Annotated in this window: 16 protein-coding genes and 1 pseudogene; 12 read left to right on the plus strand and 5 right to left on the minus strand. The window is 60.6% G+C overall.

What is annotated here, in order from left to right; translation table 11 throughout:
- Positions 1-8 precede the first annotated feature (8 nt).
- From ACP7CZ_RS20350 to ACP7CZ_RS20365, 4 genes are all read left to right on the plus strand, one after another.
- Positions 9-455 carry a DUF4879 domain-containing protein gene (locus ACP7CZ_RS20350; protein WP_034127050.1) on the plus strand — a complete coding sequence of 149 codons (447 nt, stop codon included), beginning with the start codon at positions 9-11 and terminating at the stop codon, positions 453-455.
- A 96-nt stretch (positions 456-551) separates the two neighbouring features.
- On the plus strand, positions 552-1,076 hold the full coding sequence (locus ACP7CZ_RS20355; RefSeq protein ID WP_054896161.1) for a (2Fe-2S)-binding protein: 525 nt from the start codon (positions 552-554) through the stop codon (positions 1,074-1,076).
- The gene (locus tag ACP7CZ_RS20360; protein WP_020301733.1) at positions 1,073-2,062 is read left to right on the plus strand and encodes an FAD binding domain-containing protein; all 990 of its coding nucleotides are present in this window, start codon (positions 1,073-1,075) and stop codon (positions 2,060-2,062) included. Before ACP7CZ_RS20355 ends, ACP7CZ_RS20360 begins: the two co-directional genes overlap by 4 nt.
- Positions 2,059-4,242, plus strand: a complete 2,184-nt coding sequence (locus ACP7CZ_RS20365) for a xanthine dehydrogenase family protein molybdopterin-binding subunit (protein ID WP_034126943.1) — start codon at positions 2,059-2,061, stop codon at positions 4,240-4,242. The genes ACP7CZ_RS20360 and ACP7CZ_RS20365 overlap by 4 nt, the downstream gene beginning before the upstream one ends.
- A 136-nt stretch (positions 4,243-4,378) precedes the next feature.
- Here ACP7CZ_RS20365 and ACP7CZ_RS20370 read toward each other — a convergent pair whose 3' ends face one another.
- Positions 4,379-5,617: an MFS transporter gene (locus tag ACP7CZ_RS20370; protein WP_057975523.1), complete on the minus strand. Its 1,239-nt coding sequence runs from the start codon at positions 5,615-5,617 to the stop codon at positions 4,379-4,381.
- 316 nt (positions 5,618-5,933) lie between these two features.
- On the opposite strand from ACP7CZ_RS20370, the gene ACP7CZ_RS20375 reads away from it, so the two are divergent.
- The 4 genes and pseudogenes from ACP7CZ_RS20375 to ACP7CZ_RS20390 form a co-directional block, all read left to right on the plus strand.
- A complete protein-coding gene (locus tag ACP7CZ_RS20375) occupies positions 5,934-7,373 on the plus strand; it encodes a cytochrome ubiquinol oxidase subunit I (protein ID WP_014720025.1) in 1,440 nt (479 codons plus the stop codon).
- 1 nt (position 7,374) lies between these two features.
- Positions 7,375-8,382: a cytochrome d ubiquinol oxidase subunit II gene (gene cydB, locus ACP7CZ_RS20380; protein ID WP_034126946.1), complete on the plus strand. Its 1,008-nt coding sequence runs from the start codon at positions 7,375-7,377 to the stop codon at positions 8,380-8,382.
- 12 nt (positions 8,383-8,394) lie between these two features.
- Positions 8,395-8,559 (plus strand): DUF2474 domain-containing protein, encoded by a 165-nt coding sequence (locus tag ACP7CZ_RS20385; RefSeq protein ID WP_003194328.1) that lies wholly within the window; start codon positions 8,395-8,397, stop codon positions 8,557-8,559.
- Positions 8,560-8,575: 16 nt separating this feature from the next.
- Positions 8,576-8,665 (plus strand): annotated as a pseudogene (locus tag ACP7CZ_RS20390) (outer membrane lipoprotein carrier protein LolA); the annotation flags it as partial.
- A 12-nt stretch (positions 8,666-8,677) separates the two neighbouring features.
- Here the strand turns inward: ACP7CZ_RS20390 and ACP7CZ_RS20395 are convergent.
- Both ACP7CZ_RS20395 and ACP7CZ_RS20400 read right to left on the minus strand, forming a co-directional pair.
- Entirely contained in the window at positions 8,678-9,802 is a 1,125-nt protein-coding gene (locus ACP7CZ_RS20395; RefSeq protein ID WP_294167954.1) for a methyltransferase, read from the minus strand.
- 140 nt (positions 9,803-9,942) lie between these two features.
- Entirely contained in the window at positions 9,943-10,653 is a 711-nt protein-coding gene (locus ACP7CZ_RS20400; protein WP_294167958.1) for a helix-turn-helix transcriptional regulator, read from the minus strand.
- Between the two features lie 446 nt (positions 10,654-11,099).
- Between ACP7CZ_RS20400 and ACP7CZ_RS20405 the strand changes: the two genes are divergently transcribed.
- Complete coding sequence (locus tag ACP7CZ_RS20405; protein WP_019818025.1) at positions 11,100-11,876, plus strand: ferredoxin--NADP reductase; 777 nt, start codon at positions 11,100-11,102, stop codon at positions 11,874-11,876.
- Positions 11,877-11,917: 41 nt separating this feature from the next.
- On the opposite strand, the gene mscL is transcribed toward ACP7CZ_RS20405, so the two are convergent.
- A complete protein-coding gene (mscL, locus tag ACP7CZ_RS20410; RefSeq protein WP_014720019.1) occupies positions 11,918-12,334 on the minus strand; it encodes a large-conductance mechanosensitive channel protein MscL in 417 nt (138 codons plus the stop codon).
- Positions 12,335-12,621: 287 nt separating this feature from the next.
- Between mscL and katB the strand changes: the two genes are divergently transcribed.
- The 3 genes from katB to radA are packed head-to-tail and all read left to right on the plus strand — an operon-like array spanning position 12,622 to position 16,163.
- Complete coding sequence (gene katB / locus ACP7CZ_RS20415; protein WP_127881438.1) at positions 12,622-14,163, plus strand: catalase KatB; 1,542 nt, start codon at positions 12,622-12,624, stop codon at positions 14,161-14,163.
- Between the two features lie 57 nt (positions 14,164-14,220).
- Positions 14,221-14,760 carry an ankyrin repeat domain-containing protein gene (locus ACP7CZ_RS20420; protein ID WP_054896156.1) on the plus strand — a complete coding sequence of 180 codons (540 nt, stop codon included), beginning with the start codon at positions 14,221-14,223 and terminating at the stop codon, positions 14,758-14,760.
- A gap of 35 nt (positions 14,761-14,795) precedes the next feature.
- Positions 14,796-16,163: a DNA repair protein RadA gene (radA, locus tag ACP7CZ_RS20425; protein ID WP_003194313.1), complete on the plus strand. Its 1,368-nt coding sequence runs from the start codon at positions 14,796-14,798 to the stop codon at positions 16,161-16,163.
- A gap of 129 nt (positions 16,164-16,292) precedes the next feature.
- On the opposite strand, the gene ACP7CZ_RS20430 is transcribed toward radA, so the two are convergent.
- Positions 16,293-16,661 carry a PilZ domain-containing protein gene (locus ACP7CZ_RS20430; RefSeq protein ID WP_089042489.1) on the minus strand — a complete coding sequence of 123 codons (369 nt, stop codon included), beginning with the start codon at positions 16,659-16,661 and terminating at the stop codon, positions 16,293-16,295.
- Positions 16,662-16,821 lie beyond the last annotated feature (160 nt).

The raw sequence follows: 16,821 nt of genomic DNA on the forward strand, positions 1-16,821 counted from the left end.
TTGCCAGCATGAAAAAAGCCAACCCGTGGAGTCTAGCTCTGATCGCCAGTATCAGCCTGTGGCTGGGCGCGGCACCGGCATGGGGCGCGGCTGCACCGGCCTTGAGCGAGGTGCGGGTGTTCAAGGTGGAATCGGCCAACTGCAGCGAAGCGATCCCGGAGCGGGTCAACACCACCCAGATGTGCGAGCACCGCGGGCCCACCCAGGTCTCGGTGATGGAAGTGGGCCTGGGCAACAGCCCCATGGGCCGCTTCAACGGCGCAGAGTTGAATGGGCAACGCACAGCGGTGTGCCAGGTCGGCAACATCAGTGAGGCGTGCAACGGCGTGGGCACCTTGATGGGCTACATCTATGTGTTCGACCTGAACGTCCAGGCCCAGGGCTGGTTCGAATTCACCAATACCTCGATCAACCCGCCGCAAAACACCCTGAAAGCCCAGCTCAATATCCGCTGATCAATCATCTTGAACGCTCAAAACCCCGGGAAGTCGTACCCCTAAGACGGCGATTTTTCTGAACGCCGCGGACGTACACCAACCCGTGAGGTGTTTATGAGCGCGACCCCCAATGGCGCGGCGGCCCAGCCGTTCGTCGCCCACCCGATACGCCTGACACTCAACGGCCAGGATCGCCAACTGAACGTGTTGCCCTGGACCACCTTGCTGGACTTGCTGCGTGAACAGTTGGACCTGGTGGGCAGCAAAAAAGGCTGCGACCACGGCCAGTGCGGCGCCTGCACCGTGTTGCGTGACGGCAAACGCGTGAATGCCTGCCTGACCCTGGCCGTGATGTGCGACGGCGCCGAATTGACCACCGTCGAAGGCCTGGCCGACGGCGACCAACTGCATCCCATGCAACAGGCCTTTATCCAGCACGACGCTTTCCAGTGCGGCTATTGCACCCCCGGGCAGATCTGTTCTGCCGTGGGCCTGGCCAATGAAGGCCGCGCCCACGACCGTGCGCAGATCCAGGAATTGATGAGCGGCAACCTGTGCCGCTGCGGCGCCTACAACAACATCCGCGATGCCATCGAAGACGCGCTGCCGGCCTGCCGTCGCCAGGGAGGTGAGTCATGAATCCCTTCCACTACAGCAGGCCGACCGATGTGCAGCAGGCCGTTCAGATGAGCAGCGCCGCCTCGCGCTTTATCGCCGGTGGCACCAACCTGCTGGACCTGATGAAGGAAAACATCAGCCATCCCGAGCACCTGATCGACATCACCGGCTTGCCGCTGCACGACATTCAAGAGACCGCCGAGGGTGGCCTGCGTATCGGTGCGCTGGTGAGCAACGCCGACCTGGCCTGGCACCCACTCATTGAGCAGCGTTACCCGTTGCTGTCCCAGGCCATCCTCGCCGGGGCGTCCCCGCAGTTACGCAACATGGCCAGTACCGGCGGCAACCTGTTGCAGCGCACCCGTTGCTATTACTTCTACGACGCCGCGGTGCCGTGCAACAAGCGCCAGCCCGGCAGCGGCTGCCCGGCGCGCAACGGTTTGAACCGTATCCATGCGATCCTCGGCGCCAGTGAACAGTGCGTGGCCACCCATCCATCGGACATGTGCGTGGCCCTGGCGGCGCTTGCGGCGCGGGTGCATGTAGAGGGACGTGGCGGTGCGCGGGTGATCGAGTTCGCCGACTTCCATCGCTTGCCAGGCGATGCGCCGCAACGTGACAACCAATTGGCCGACGATGAGCTGATCACGGCCATTGAGCTGCCCGCCGATCACCTGGCCCGCCACAGCCATTACCTGAAGATCCGTGACCGTGCCTCCTATGCCTTTGCCTTGGTTTCGGTGGCCGCCGCCTTGGAACTGGACGGCGATGAAATCATCGACGCCCGCCTGGCCTTGGGCGGTGTGGCGCATAAACCTTGGCGTGACCGCGCAGTGGAAGCCTTGCTGATTGGCCGCACGGTCAGCCGCGAAACCTTCAGCGCCGCCGCCGACGCCCTGCTGCAAGACGCCGAACCGTTGGAACACAACGGCTTCAAGGTCAAGCTGGCGCGGCGAGCAATCATTCGTGCCCTGAGCGACGCCGCCGTCGCAGGAGAACAGCCATGAGCGCCATCGGCAAACCCCTGGACCGTGTCGACGGTCTGCTCAAGGTCACCGGCCAAGCGCGCTACGCCGGTGAATTTCCCGAGGACGGCCTGCTGCATGGCAGCGTGGTGTCGAGCACTATCGCCAAAGGCCGGGTGGTGCGCATCGATGCGTCCAAGGCGTTGGCCTTGCCCGGTGTAGTGGACGTGATCCATCACCTCAACCGGCCGAAAATCGCCAGCTATGACGAGGCGTTCGCCGATGCCGATGCGGCCGATGGCTCGCCTTTTCGCCCGTTGTATAACGACCGCGTGCTCTACAGCGGCCAGCCCCTGGCCCTGGTGATTGCCGATAACCTCGAACTGGCGCGGCATGCCGGCTCGCTGGTGCAGATCGACTACGTGCCCGAAACCTTCGAAACCGACCTGCTCACCCAGCAAGCGACGGCGCACCCGTCGCCCCAGACCCCACCTAAACCGCGAGGCAACTTCGAGGCTGAATGGGCCGGTGCCGCAATCAGTCTGGACCTGCACTACAGCACGCCCATCGAGCATCACAACCCGATGGAACCCCACGCCAGCACCGTGCTGTATCAGTCCGACGGCACTCTGCATATCCACGACAAGACCCAGGGCCCGCAGAACTGCCAGGCCTATGTGCAAAAAGTCTTCGGCCTGGACAAGCGCCAGGTGCGCATCTTCGCCGCTTTCGTCGGTGGCGCCTTCGGTTCGGGCCTGCGCCCGCAATACCAATTGCCGCTCGCGGTGATGGCGGCCATGGCGCTCAAGCGCTCGGTGCGCGTTACCCTGACGCGCCAGCAGATGTTCACCTTCGGCTATCGCCCGCGCACCTTGCAGCGTTTGCAGATGGGCGCCGCCGCCAATGGGCGCTTGCTGGCGTTGGGGCATACCGCGATTGGCCAGACGTCGCGCTTTGAGGATTTCAGCGAGCACGTGGTGGAGTGGAGCGGCATGCTCTATCACTGCGACAACGTGCAACTGACGTACAAGTTGGCGCCGTTGGATGTGTTTACCCCGCTGGACATGCGTGCCCCCGGCGCCGCACTAGGCGTGCTCGGCCTGGAGTGCGCCATGGACGAACTGGCGTGTGCCCTGGCCATCGACCCGGTGCAATTGCGCCTGATCAACTACGCCGAACGTAACCAGAACGAAGACAAACCCTGGTCGAGCAAGGCCCTGCGCGAGTGCTACAGCGAGGGCGCTGAACGCTTCGGCTGGCACCAGCGCAACCCGGAACCGCGCAGCATGCGTGACGGCCGCCAACTGATCGGCTGGGGCATGGCCGGCGGCGTGTGGGAGGCCATGCAGATGAAAGCCAGCGCCAAGGCGCGCCTCGACGCGCAGGGCAAGCTCACCGTCAGCAGCGCCACCACCGACATTGGCACTGGCACCTACACGGTGATGACCCAGATCGCCTCCCAGGCCAGCGGCGTGGCGATGGCCGACGTGCGTTTTGTGCTGGGCGATTCGTCGTTGCCCACCGCGCCGTTGCAGGGCGGCTCGTTTACCGTGTCCTCGGTGGGTACGGCGGTGCAGCAAGCCTGTGAAGCGCTGAATGCCAAGTTGTTGCAGGTCGCCCGGCAGACCTACCCGGTGTTCAAGGACGCCGAAGCCGTGCGGTTTGAAGAGGGCCAACTGCATGCCGGTGATGTGAGTGTGTCGTTGGCGCAACTGGTCAAGGACAGCGGTGAAGAGGTGCTGCAAGCACAGGTTGACAGCGAGCCGGACAAGAAGCGCCAGGGCTATGCCTGCGCGACCCATTCGGCGGTGTTTGTCGAGGTGCGGGTTGATGAAGACCTGGGCACCATCAAGGTCAGCCGTGTGGTCAGCGCCATTGCCGCGGGGCGCGTGGTCAACCCCAAGATGGCCCGCAGCCAGATCCTTGGCGGCGTGGTGTGGGGCATTGGCATGGCCCTGCATGAAGAGACCCAGGTCGACCATGAGCTGGGGCGTTACATGAACCACAGCCTGGCCGAGTACCACATCCCGGTGAACGCCGATATTGGCGAGATTGACGTGCTGTTTGTCGAAGAGCACGACGAGATCGTCAATGCGCTCGGGTCCAAGGGCGTGGGGGAAATCGGCATTGTCGGGGTAGCGGCGGCGGTGGCGAATGCGGTTTACCATGCCACCGGCAAGCGGGTTCGGGAGTTTCCGATTACCTTGGATAAGGTGCTATAGCCCAAACCGTCAGACCAATGAAGTTCCAGTGTGGGAGCTGGCTTGCCTGCGATAGCGGTGTATCAGCCACCAGAAAGTTGCCTGATACACCGCTATCGCGGGCAAGCCCGGCTCCCACAGGGTATGGCGGTGAAGCCTATGGCTTGGTTTCTTCCACCGGCACATGCATGCGATCCCGGTTGGCCAGGGTCGGGAACAGCTTGATCCACACCCCGGTCACCACCAGGGTGCCAACCCCGCCCATCACCACCGCAGGCACGGTGCCAAACCAGTGGGCGGTAATCCCGGATTCGAATTCGCCCAATTGATTGGACGCACCGATAAACAGGCCATTGACCGCACTCACTCGCCCGCGCATTTCATCTGGCGTTTCCAACTGCACGAACGATGCACGGATCACCATGCTGATCATGTCTGCCGCGCCCAGTACCACCAGCACCGCCAGTGAAAACCAGAACGAAGTCGACAGGCCGAAGGCGATGGTTGCCACCCCGAACACGCCGACGGCGGTGAACATCACGCGGCCCACCTTGCGGTCTACTGAGAACCGCGCCAGCCACAGTGACATCAGCAATGCGCCCACGGCCGGGGCCGACCGCAGCAGGCCCAGGCCCCAGGCACCGGTCAGCAGGATGTCCTTGGCGAACACCGGTAACAGCGCGGTGGCGCCGCCCAGCAGCACGGCAAACAGGTCCAGGGAGATGGCGCCAAGAATGTCCGGGCGGCTGCGGATAAAGCGTATGCCGGCCAGCAGCGAGTCCAGGGTGGCCTTGGCTTTGTTCAGCGGAGTCTGGCGTGCGGGCAGGTTAAGTGTCAGCACGCAGGCGATCAGGTACAGCGCCACGGTGGGGCCGTACACCCACACGCTGCCAAACGCGTAAAGCAAACCGCCCACGGCCGGTGCGACGATGGTCGCCAGTTGCTGGGCCGATTGCGATGCCGCCACGGCCCGGGGGAACAGCGCGCTGGGCACGATGCTCGGCAACAGTGCCTGGGTGGTGGGCATTTCAAATGAGCGCGCAGCGCCGAGCAGGAAGGCGAGGATGAAGATCATCTCGCGAGTCACGTTGCCGGTCAGGCCGCCGATGGCCAGGGACAAGGCGATCAGCGCCTGCAAGGTCTGGCAGATGGCAGCGACCCGGCGGCGTTCATAGCGATCCGCCACGTGCCCGGTGTGCAGCATGAACAGCACGCGCGGCACGAATTCCACCAGGCCGACCAGGCCCAGGTCCAAGACGTTGCCGGTCAGCTGGTACAGGTTCCAGCCGATCGCCACGGTGAGCATCTGGAAGCCGCTGGCGGTAAAGATCCGCGCCAGCCAGAACGCGATGAAAGGGCGGTGGTGACGTAACAGCAACGCAGGTTCACTGGGCATCGGCAATCAGGTCGGCAACGGGAGAATGGCGAGATTAGCATCAAGCTGTAACAAATAGTTGCAAGAACTGAGCTGAGGCAAGCTGTCACGCGGCAAAAGACCACACAGTCCTACAGCAAAAATGGGACTACTCTTTCAACGATGCTTGATCCAGATCAAAACCTGCCCCGGGATTGTTCTGGCGGCCGCAAGGCCAGATTCCCCACGCGATGGGTAATAAAAGAAACGAATTGAAATTCGCCACACTCCATATCCGTGGGGGCAGTGGGTGCAGGCTCCCAGCCAGCAGCCGGTATTACCTGACAGAGGAAGACTTATGTTCGGTTTGGAGGCGCTAGATCTCGCCCGAATTCAATTCGCGTTCACCATCTCATTCCACATCCTGTTCCCGGCGATCACCATCGGCCTGGCCAGTTACCTTGCGGTGCTGGAGGGCTTGTGGCTCAAGACCCACAACGACACCTACCGTGACCTCTACCACTTCTGGTCGAAGATCTTTGCCGTCAACTTCGGCATGGGTGTGGTATCGGGCCTGGTCATGGCGTACCAGTTCGGTACCAACTGGAGCCGCTTCTCGGACTTCGCCGGTGCCGTCACCGGGCCGTTGCTGACGTACGAAGTGCTCACGGCCTTCTTCCTCGAGGCCGGTTTCCTGGGCGTGATGTTGTTCGGCTGGAACAAGGTGGGGCGCAAGCTGCACTTCTTCGCCACGGTGATGGTGGCCGTGGGTACGTTGATCTCCACGTTCTGGATTCTTGCCTCCAACAGCTGGATGCAGACGCCCCAGGGCTTTGAAATCATCGATGGCCGCGTAATACCGACCGACTGGCTGGCGGTGATCTTCAACCCGTCGTTCCCCTACCGCCTGATGCACATGGCCACGGCTGCTTTTGTTGCCACGGCGTTCTTCGTCGGCTCGTCGGCGGCCTGGCATTTACTGCGCGGCAAGGACAACCCGGCGATCCGCAAAATGCTCTCGATGGCGATGTGGATGGCCCTGATCGTTGCGCCCATCCAGGCGGTGATCGGCGACTTCCACGGCCTCAATACCCTCAAGCATCAACCGGCCAAGATCGCCGCGATTGAAGGCCACTGGGAAAATATCGGCAACGAGCCCACGCCGCTGATTTTGTTCGGTTGGCCGGACATGAAAGCCGAGAAAACCAAATACGCGGTCGAGATTCCGTACCTGGGCAGCCTGATCCTGACTCACTCCCTGGACAAGCAGGTGCCGGCGCTCAAGGAGTTCCCACCTGAAGACCGCCCCAACTCCACCGTTGTGTTCTGGTCGTTCCGGGTCATGGTCGGCCTGGGGTTCCTGATGATCTTCACCGGTCTGTTCAGCCTGTGGCTGCGCCGGGGCGACAAGATGTACACGTCCAAACCGTTCCTGTACCTGGCGCTGTGGATGGGCCCGTCTGGGCTGATTGCGATTCTTGCCGGTTGGTTCACCACCGAAATTGGTCGCCAGCCCTGGGTGGTCTACGGGTTGATGCGCACGGCGGATGCCTCCTCCGGGCATAGCCTGACGCAGATGACCATTACCCTGGTGTTGTTCGTGGTGGTGTACTTCGCGCTGTTCGGCGCGGGCCTGGGCTATATGATGCGCCTGGTGCGCAAAGGCCCCGTGACCCACGACAGTACCGAGCCCGCCCATGGTGGCCCCGGCCAGAAACGCACCCCCGCGCGTCCGTTGTCTGCTGCCGACGATGGCAGTGATAACGACCACGACCACATCCAGCACAAGGGGAATTGAGATGGGTATTGATCTTCCGCTGATCTGGGCCGTGATCATCATCTTCGGCATCATGATGTACGTGGTCATGGACGGCTTCGACCTGGGGATCGGCATTCTTTTCCCGTTTGTTCCGGGCAAAGTCGACCGTGACGTGATGATGAACACCGTGGCGCCCGTATGGGACGGCAACGAAACCTGGCTGGTACTCGGGGGCGCGGCGTTGTTCGGCGCGTTCCCGCTGGCCTATTCGGTGGTGTTGTCGGCGCTGTACCTGCCGCTGATCCTGATGCTGATCGGCCTGATCTTCCGCGGCGTGGCCTTTGAGTTCCGCTTCAAGGCCAAGGACCACAAGCGTCACCTGTGGGACAAGGCGTTTATTGGCGGCTCGCTGGCGGCGACTTTCTTCCAGGGGGTGGCGTTGGGCGCCTTTATCGACGGTATTCCGGTGGTGGATCGCCAGTTCGCCGGCGGTTCACTGGATTGGCTCACACCCTTCACGATGTTCTGCGGAGTGGCGCTGATCGTGGCGTATGCCTTGCTCGGCTGCACCTGGCTGATCATGAAGACCGAAGGCAAGTTGCAGGAGCAGATGCACAACCTGGCGCGGCCTTTGGCGTTTGTGGTGTTGGCGGTTATCGGCATCGTCAGCATCTGGACGCCGCTGACCCACCCGGAAATCGCGTCGCGCTGGTTCACCTTGCCGAACCTGTTCTGGTTCCTGCCGGTGCCGATCCTGGTGCTGGTCACCATGTACGGGCTGATCCGCGCCGTGGCACGTAATGCGCACTACACGCCGTTCCTGTTGACGCTGGTGCTGATTTTCCTCGGCTACAGTGGCTTGGGGATCAGCCTGTGGCCGAACATCATCCCGCCGTCCGTGTCGATCTGGGATGCCGCCGCGCCGCCGCAAAGCCAGGGCTTCATGCTGGTGGGCACGCTGTTCATCATCCCGTTTATCCTGGGCTATACCTTCTGGAGCTACTACGTGTTCCGCGGCAAGGTCACCCACGAAGACGGCTATCACTAGGAGGGTTGAAACATGTCAAAACCTTCGTTGCATGAGATTGAACAGGCCGAGAAGCAGCCGTTGTGGCGGCGCCTGGGGTGGCTGGCGATGATCTGGACCGGCAGCGTGCTGGCCCTGTTCGTGGTGGCCAGCCTGATGCGCATGTTCATGAATGCGGCAGGCCTGAGCACGCATTGACACTGTAGGAGCGAGCTTGCTCGCGAAAAACGTCAACGATAACGCGGGGTGCCTGACGCCCCGCGGTGTTCTCAGGTTTTTCGCGAGCAAGCTCGCTCCTACAATAAGCAGGGCTTTTTTATTTACGCGCCTTGAGGATGACGAACTTGGGCGTGGCCGCTACTTGCTCGACACCGCGGAACAGCCGCGCCAGCTTGCTGTGGTAGCCCAGGTGACGATTCCCGACGATGTACAAGGCGCCGCCGATCACCAGCGCTTCGCGTGCCTGCTGGAACATGCGCCAGGCGAGGAAGTCGCCCACCACTTGTTGTTGGTGGAACGGTGGGTTGCACAGCACCACGTCCAGCGATTGCGCCTCCTGGCCGGCCAGGCCATCGTCGGCACGTACGCTGACGTCCCGTTCACCCAACGCGGCTTGCCAGTTTTCGGCGGCCGATTGCACTGCCATATACGACTCATCCACCAAGGTGTAGTGCGCGTCGGGGTTCTGCAGGGCGCTGGCAATCGCCAGTACGCCGTTGCCGCAGCCCAGGTCCGCCACGCGTGCACTGCCCAGGCTTTTTGGCAGGTGCGGCAGGAAGGCACGGGTGCCGATGTCCAGGCCCTCGCGGCAAAACACGTTGGCGTGGTTAAACAACTCGATGACCGGCGCATCCAGGGTATAACGGGTCGGGTAGGGCGAGACCGCGGCAGGGCGCTGCTCGACGCTGGCAATCAGCAACCGCGCCTTTTTGACCGCCAATGAGGCTTGCATGGGCCCGATATAACGCTCCAGCAATTCGCCCGCTGCCCGTGGCAAATGCTTGACCATTGCGCCTGCGATCACCTCGGTGCCGGGCGCCAGTTGCCCTTGCAGGCGGATCAGTTGTTCTTCCAGCAACGCCAGGGTTTTCGGCACGCGGACCAACACGCGATCGAACGGCCCGGTCGCGAACTGGCTGGCCGGTATGAAGGGCACGGCATCAAAGGGCTTGCCGTTGCGCACCAGGTTTTTCTCCAGGCCCTGAGCGGCGAGGAACGAGTCACCGCTGGAGGTCACTTGCACCTGGCCTTGAAGGCTGGCTGCCAGGGCGCCGAAGCTGTCATTGAGCACCAGCACGCGGGTGGCGGCAGTGGGCTGTTGCGCGGCGAGGTGGCTGAGCAGGTATTCGTCGGCGGCATCGAAGGCTTGCAGCGGATCATTGTGTTGCTCTGGCTGACGAATCAGGTCGAGCTGGGCGAAAGGGCTGTCAAGCAGGGGCATGGCGGGGCGAGGCTCTGGGTAATCGACGGACCGTCTGAGTGAACGGCGGGGCAACCGTGGAAAGCGCACCCTCAACACTCAGAATTGGCCGTAAATGTTACGTTTTTTTCAACGCGATGACATGCGGTGTTTTACGTGGGCTAAAACAGCCCGGCTTTAGCGGCGCGCAGCACCGCCTGGATCTTGTTATGCACGCCCAGTTTCTTGAAGGTACTGCTGATATGAAAGCCCACGGTGCGCTCGGACAGGCAAAGAATCGCGGCAATCTCGGAGGCGGTCTTGCCCATCGCGGACCACTTGAGGATTTCTGTTTCCCGGGCAGTCAATTTGCTGGGCGCTTTAATGTCGGGGGCGTCGGCGTACTTCTGCGCGACGACCGCATGCATCGCATGGCAAAGCCACAACACCTGGCCGGCTTTTTCGTAAAGCTCTTCAGGGCTGACCTCGCCCTTGCTGCGAACCAGGGTCAGCATGCTGAATACACCCTGGAAGTCATGCACGGCTTGGGTCCAGCCTAAATGCACCCCGCATGACTGGGTCAACTCCCAAAGCTTGGGGGTGTTGGCAAAGGTTTTTTGTTCCCAGAGAATGGGCAGTACCGAGGTCTTACAGTGGGTTACAACGGGGTCTACATCGAAGAAGTGCGCTTGTTTATAAATGCTAAGCCATTCATTTGGATAGTTATTAAACAAAATTGGTTTTGTTTGAGTGCTTTGTGATTGGGAACTCATGGTAAAGGAGCAATATTCGAAACCTAGTTCATAAGTGTGGTTTATCACCATCTCAAACACACTGGTGATTTCACTCTCGCCGTCCAGCTTGGGCAGCCGGGCATTATGCCAATTGACCATCGGTGACTCTCCATGCGTGTATATGTGACCTGGGTACGTCCTGATCCCCCATTGCAGCTCGAAAACAAGTGTAGGGTAAGTCCTACAACTGAGCTTGAAAAATATTTTACTTGCAGGGTTTGTCTAGTTGGCCGGTTTTGTACAAGACTTGGAGCTTTGTATAAGAGCGCTAGGCAGGTATCTTTTTTTCAATACTTTTAATGTCTTGAAGGTAGTGTCAAAGTGATGTCGCTTTAAGTACCGCTTCATCTAGTGAGGTATTCAGGGCGCGTTAATAGCCAAATAATTAGTGCCAGCGTGGAGCCATGGCTGACCTGTTGGACTGGTTAAAAAACGCGCAGGCCACCCGCGTGAACCTTGAGTGACGGCAAAGCCAGTACCAATCATCAGTGTTTGCGCGGTCTGTTTTGAGGGACACTAACGGCCTGTGCAAAACGGAGCCCCCCATGACGGCCAGTGCTGAGAAATTTACCCGCCAGACCCTGCTCGATGTGCAATCGCTGACCCCCAGCCTGTTCACCCTGCGCACCACCCGCGATGCCGGTTTTCGTTTTACCGCCGGCCAGTTCGTGCGCCTGGGCGTTACCAAGGCGGATGGCAGCACCGTCTGGCGTGCCTATTCCATCGTGTCTTCGCCGTTTGACGAGCATCTGGATTTCTTTTCCATCGTGGTCCCCGGTGGTGAGTTCACCAGTGAACTGAGCCGCCTGAAGGTGGGCGATACCTTGCTGGTCGAGCGCCAGGCCACCGGGTTTCTGACCCTCAACCGCTTTGTCGACGGGCGTGACTTGTGGTTGCTGGGAACCGGAACGGGCGTCGCGCCGTTCCTGTCGATCCTGCAGGACTTCGAAGTGTGGGAAAAATTCGAGCGCATCATCCTGGTGTACAGCGCCCGGGAAGCCAAGGAACTGGCCTACCAGTCTCTGATCGACACGCTGGGTGAGCGCGAGTACCTGGCCGAGTACGCCCACAAGCTCACCTACATTCCCATCGTCACCCGCGAGCAGCATCCGGGCGCGTTGAATGGGCGTATTACGGCCTTGATCGAAAATGGCGAATTGGAGCGGGCTGCCGGCGTGGAGCTGACGGCACAGGATTCGCGTGTACTGATTTGCGGCAACCCGCAGATGGTCGATGACACGCGCCAGTTGCTCAAGCAGCGGGACATGCAACTGAGCCTGAGCCGACGACCTGGCCAGGTGGCGGTAGAAAATTATTGGTAGAAAAAAGGCGCCTTGCGAGGCGCCTTTTTTGCATCCGCAGGTTAAAGCGGCTTGTTGTTCTGTGCCTTGAGCAGATCGCGGATCTCGCCCAGCAGCACTTCTTCCTTGCTTGGCGTCGGCGGCAAGCTTGGGGCCACGGCTTCTTCGCGCTTCAGACGGTTGATCGCCTTCACACCCATGAAGATTGCAAACGCGACGATTATAAAGTCGATGATGCTCTGGATGAACTTGCCGTAGGCCAGCACAACAGCGGGTACATCACCCTGTGCTGCCTTGAGCGTGACGGCCAGATCGGCAAAGTCCACGCCACCGATCAGCAGGCCGATGGGAGGCATTATCACGTCGCCTACAAATGAGGAAACAATCTTGCCGAAGGCAGCACCGATGATGATACCGACGGCCATGTCGACCACATTACCTTTGACCGCGAAGGCCTTGAACTCACTGATCACGCCCATAGGTTATTCCTTGTTACAGTTGAGGAGGGTGGAGGTCAGTGTAATTCAGTCGAACAGCGCTTGCTCGAAACAACTGTTAACACTGTCGGTTTTTATCGACACATCAAATCGCAAATAGTTTGCAAAGTGCCACTAGTCGCGCGCGAATTAGCCGCTATTTCAGCGGGTTACCAGATTTTTTTCTTAATCGGGCCTGTGGTGTTTTTCTATTTATCTTCTGACTCGCAGGTCACTAGCCTCTGGCAAGCACAACTGAATGTGCATTAAAAAAACCAGAGGAAACCTCGATGAATACTCCAATCAGCCGCAGGCCCGTGTCGGCGCGCCACGCGCTGGCACTGGTGACCGCCAGCCTGCTTTCCCTCTCCGTACAAGCCGCCAACCTGACCCGCGATAACGGGGCTAACGTCGGTGATAACCAGAACTCCCAAACCGCCGGTGCCAATGGCCCGGTGCTGCTGCAAGATGTGCAACTGATCCAGAAACTGCAACGCTTCGACCGCGAACGCATCCCAGAGCGCGTGGTGCACGCACGCGGCACGGGCGCCCATGGCACCTTCACCGTGACCGACAACCTCAGCGACCTGACCAAGGCCAAAGTGTTCGCCGCCGGTGAAACCACGCCAGTGTTCGTACGCTTCTCGGCCGTGGTGCATGGCAACCACTCCCCGGAAACCCTGCGGGACCCACGGGGCTTCGCCACCAAGTTCTATACCGCCGAAGGTAACTGGGACCTGGTCGGTAACAACTTCCCCACGTTCTTTATTCGGGATGCCATCAAGTTCCCGGACATGGTCCATGCCTTTAAACCGGACCCACGCACTAACCTGGACGATGACTCGCGCCGTTTCGACTTCTTCTCCCATGTTCCAGAGTCCACTCGTACACTGACCGAGTTGTACTCGGACTCCGGCACCCCTGCCAGTTACCGCGAAATGGACGGCAACGGCGTACATGCCTACAAGTTGATTAACGCCAAAGGCGAAGTGCACTACGTCAAGTTCCACTGGAAGAGCCAGCAGGGCATCAAGAACCTTGATCCCAAGCAAGTTACCGAGGTGCAGGGGCGTGACTACAGCCATATGACCCATGATCTGGTCACGCACATCAACAAAGGCGACTTCCCTAAATGGGACCTGTATGTGCAGGTGCTCAAGCCTGAAGACCTGGCCAAGTTTGATTTCGACCCACTGGATGCCACCAAGATCTGGCCGAATGTGCCCGAGCGCAAAGTCGGGCAAATGGTGCTGAACCGCAACCCGGCCAATGTGTTCCAGGAAACCGAGCAAGTCGCGATGGCCCCGGCCAACCTGGTACCGGGTATCGAGCCGTCGGAAGACCGCCTGCTGCAGGGGCGCGTGTTCTCCTACGCCGATACGCAAATGTACCGCCTGGGCGCGAACGCCTTGCAGTTGCCGATCAACGCTCCACGGGTCACCGTCAACAACGGCAACCAGGACGGCGCGATGAACGTCGGCAAGACCACCACCGGCGTCAACTACCAGCCAAGCCGCCTGTTGCCCCGCGAAGAGCCGCAAGCCGCACGCTACAGCCAGTCGCCGCTGTCGGGCAGCACCCAGCAGGCCAAGATCCAGCGTGAGCAGAACTTCAAGCAGGCCGGTGATCTATACCGTTCCTACACCAAGAAAGAGCGCGAGGACTTGATCAACAACTTCGGCGGCTCATTGGCCACCACCGATGACGAGAGCAAGCACATCATCCTGTCGTTTCTCTACAAGGCGGATCCGGAATACGGCACCGGCGTAGCCAAGGTCGCCAAAGGCGATCTGGCTCGCGTAAAGGCGCTGGCGGAAAAACTGACTGACTGATTTGTTGGTTGCGGTCGGCGCCTTCACGGGCGTCGACCTTTGGCAGGAGAACACCCTATGCGTATCTCTATCGGCTTACTGATGGCCATGCTGGCCTTTACCGCTCATGCCGAGTCCCCCGACCCGGTGGCGCTCAAGGCACAGTTGCAGGACTACTATTTCGACGCCGCCCGTCGTGGCGACCTCGACATGCTCAACACCTTCATAGAGTCCGGCTACGGCCTCAATGCCCAGGATGACAAGGGCTACACCGCGTTGATCCTGGCTGCTTATCACGGCCAGGGCCCGTATGTGGAGCGTCTGCTCGATGCCGGTGCCGACGCCTGCGTCCAGGATAAACGCGGTAACACGGCGTTGATGGGCGCCATCTTCAAAGGCGAGCTGAAAATCGCCCAGCGCCTGTTGGCCACCGACTGCAACCCTGACCAGCGCAACGGCGCAGGGCAGACCGCCGCCATGTACGCCGGGTTGTTCAAGCGCGTCGAATTGTTGGGCGCGCTGCAAGCCAAAGGCGCAGACCTGAACGCCGAGGACCCCGTGGGTAACAGTGCTTCACGTTTAGCCAAGGGCGAAATCCGGACCCCAGCGTCGCGCTGAGCTATCATCGCGGTTTTTCGGTTGGAGGTTCTCACATGGCAAAGGCCAAGCGCATGTACGGCTGCACGGAGTGCGGCGCGACCTTTCCCAAATGGGCGGGCCAGTGCTCCGAATGCGGCGCGTGGAACACCCTGACTGAAACCATGATCGAGAGTGGCGGTGCCGCGGCCCCCACCGGCCGTGCCGGCTGGACTGGGCAACAGGCGCAGATCAAGACCCTGGCCGAAGTCAGCGTCGAAGAGATTCCGCGCTTTTCCACCGCCTCCGGCGAACTGGACCGGGTCTTGGGCGGTGGCCTGGTGGACGGCTCGGTGGTGCTGATCGGCGGTGATCCGGGCATCGGCAAGTCCACGATCCTGCTGCAAACCCTGTGCAGCATCGCCAGCCGCATGCCAGCGCTGTATGTCACCGGCGAAGAGTCCCAGCAGCAGGTAGCGATGCGCGCCCGGCGCCTGGGCTTGCCACAGGACCAGTTGCGGGTGATGACCGAAACCTGCATCGAAAGCATCATCGCCACGGCGCGCATCGAAAAGCCCAAAGTCATGGTCATTGACTCGATCCAGACGATTTTCACCGAACAACTGCAATCGGCACCCGGCGGCGTGTCACAGGTGCGCGAAAGCGCGGCGCTGTTGGTGCGTTACGCCAAGCAGAGTGGCACGGCGATCTTCCTGGTCGGCCACGTGACCAAAGAAGGCGCACTGGCCGGGCCACGGGTGTTGGAACACATGGTCGACACCGTGCTGTATTTCGAAGGGGAATCCGACGGTCGCCTGCGCCTGCTGCGGGCGGTGAAGAACCGTTTTGGCGCCGTCAACGAACTGGGCGTGTTCGCCATGACCGATCGGGGGCTGAAAGAAGTCTCGAACCCCTCGGCGATTTTTCTCACCCGCGCTCAGGAAGAAGTCCCAGGCAGTGTGGTGATGGCCACGTGGGAAGGCACCCGGCCGATGCTGGTGGAAGTCCAGGCGCTGGTGGATGACAGCCATTTGGCAAACCCACGGCGGGTCACACTGGGCCTGGACCAGAACCGCCTGGCGATGTTGCTGGCGGTGCTGCACCGGCATGGTGGCATTCCGACTCACGATCAGGATGTGTTCCTTAACGTGGTGGGCGGGGTCAAGGTGCTGGAGACTGCGTCCGACCTGGCGTTGATGGCGGCGGTGATGTCCAGCCTGCGTAATCGGCCGTTGCCCCATGACTTGTTGGTGTTTGGCGAGGTGGGTCTGTCGGGCGAAGTGCGCCCGGTGCCGAGTGGGCAGGAGCGCTTGAAGGAAGCGGCCAAGCATGGCTTCAAACGGGCGATTGTGCCCAAGGGCAATGCGCCGAAGGAGGCGCCGCCGGGGTTGCAGATTATTGCTGTGACGCGGCTGGAGCAGGCGTTGGATGCCCTGTTCGAATAATCCGCAGCACCGCTGAACCCCTGTGGGAGCTGGCTTGCCTGCGATGGCGGTGTATCAGGCAAGAATGGGTAAGCTGACCCGCCGCTATCGCAGGCAAGCCAGCTCCCACATTTTGATTGATGTGCGTTTTCAGATCTCCAGCAGGGCGCCCAGCTCGCGCTCCAGTTCTCGCTCATCACCCAGGTTCAGCTCTACAAAGCGCCGCAAATGGCTGATCGAATCCAGATCAATGTGTTTGCACACAAAGCCCAATTGACCCTGATCTTCATGGGTCAGCCGCGCTTGCATCTTTATATGCGTCTTCTGGTCCAGGCGTATGTCGACGTCAAAGGGCAGCGCTTTATTTCCCTTCCAGTTGTCAGGCCGTTCCACCAGCAATCCCTTGAGTGATAAATCCACCAGTTTTACCGGCCATTCGCTGCCGTTTTGCCGAAGTTCGGCCGTGGCATCAAAGGCGATCCGGCGAAAACGGCGACGTTCGGACGCATGCTCGGTCATGGTAAAGCCCTCTGTGAATGGGAGGAGTGTAGCCCGGGGCCATCAAGGGGAGTTTATTTCGGCTTTTTTTAGCGGTTGAAGGCTCTAGACCAACGTAGGGGGCTGGTCTTTGAGGCCAGTAGCGCTAAACTCGGGCTGGCTGTCCTTTCTGTCCACCCTG

The organism is Pseudomonas sp. DWP2-2, from assembly GCF_049897065.1.
GTDB lineage: Bacteria > Pseudomonadota > Gammaproteobacteria > Pseudomonadales > Pseudomonadaceae > Aquipseudomonas > Aquipseudomonas paracarnis.

Bases quoted from the DNA above. Each gene is read 5' to 3' on its own strand.
- ACP7CZ_RS20350 (WP_034127050.1), top strand. From the start codon at position 9: ATGAAAAAAGCCAACCCGTGGAGTCTAGCTCTGATCGCCAGTATCAGC.
- ACP7CZ_RS20355 (WP_054896161.1), top strand. From the start codon at position 552: ATGAGCGCGACCCCCAATGGCGCGGCGGCCCAGCCGTTCGTCGCCCAC.
- ACP7CZ_RS20360 (WP_020301733.1), top strand. From the start codon at position 1,073: ATGAATCCCTTCCACTACAGCAGGCCGACCGATGTGCAGCAGGCCGTT.
- ACP7CZ_RS20365 (WP_034126943.1), top strand. From the start codon at position 2,059: ATGAGCGCCATCGGCAAACCCCTGGACCGTGTCGACGGTCTGCTCAAG.
- ACP7CZ_RS20370 (WP_057975523.1), bottom strand. From the start codon at position 5,617: ATGCCCAGTGAACCTGCGTTGCTGTTACGTCACCACCGCCCTTTCATC.
- ACP7CZ_RS20375 (WP_014720025.1), top strand. From the start codon at position 5,934: ATGTTCGGTTTGGAGGCGCTAGATCTCGCCCGAATTCAATTCGCGTTC.
- cydB (WP_034126946.1), top strand. From the start codon at position 7,375: ATGGGTATTGATCTTCCGCTGATCTGGGCCGTGATCATCATCTTCGGC.
- ACP7CZ_RS20385 (WP_003194328.1), top strand. From the start codon at position 8,395: ATGTCAAAACCTTCGTTGCATGAGATTGAACAGGCCGAGAAGCAGCCG.
- ACP7CZ_RS20395 (WP_294167954.1), bottom strand. From the start codon at position 9,802: ATGCCCCTGCTTGACAGCCCTTTCGCCCAGCTCGACCTGATTCGTCAG.
- ACP7CZ_RS20400 (WP_294167958.1), bottom strand. From the start codon at position 10,653: ATGGTCAATTGGCATAATGCCCGGCTGCCCAAGCTGGACGGCGAGAGT.
- ACP7CZ_RS20405 (WP_019818025.1), top strand. From the start codon at position 11,100: ATGACGGCCAGTGCTGAGAAATTTACCCGCCAGACCCTGCTCGATGTG.
- mscL (WP_014720019.1), bottom strand. From the start codon at position 12,334: ATGGGCGTGATCAGTGAGTTCAAGGCCTTCGCGGTCAAAGGTAATGTG.
- katB (WP_127881438.1), top strand. From the start codon at position 12,622: ATGAATACTCCAATCAGCCGCAGGCCCGTGTCGGCGCGCCACGCGCTG.
- ACP7CZ_RS20420 (WP_054896156.1), top strand. From the start codon at position 14,221: ATGCGTATCTCTATCGGCTTACTGATGGCCATGCTGGCCTTTACCGCT.
- radA (WP_003194313.1), top strand. From the start codon at position 14,796: ATGGCAAAGGCCAAGCGCATGTACGGCTGCACGGAGTGCGGCGCGACC.
- ACP7CZ_RS20430 (WP_089042489.1), bottom strand. From the start codon at position 16,661: ATGACCGAGCATGCGTCCGAACGTCGCCGTTTTCGCCGGATCGCCTTT.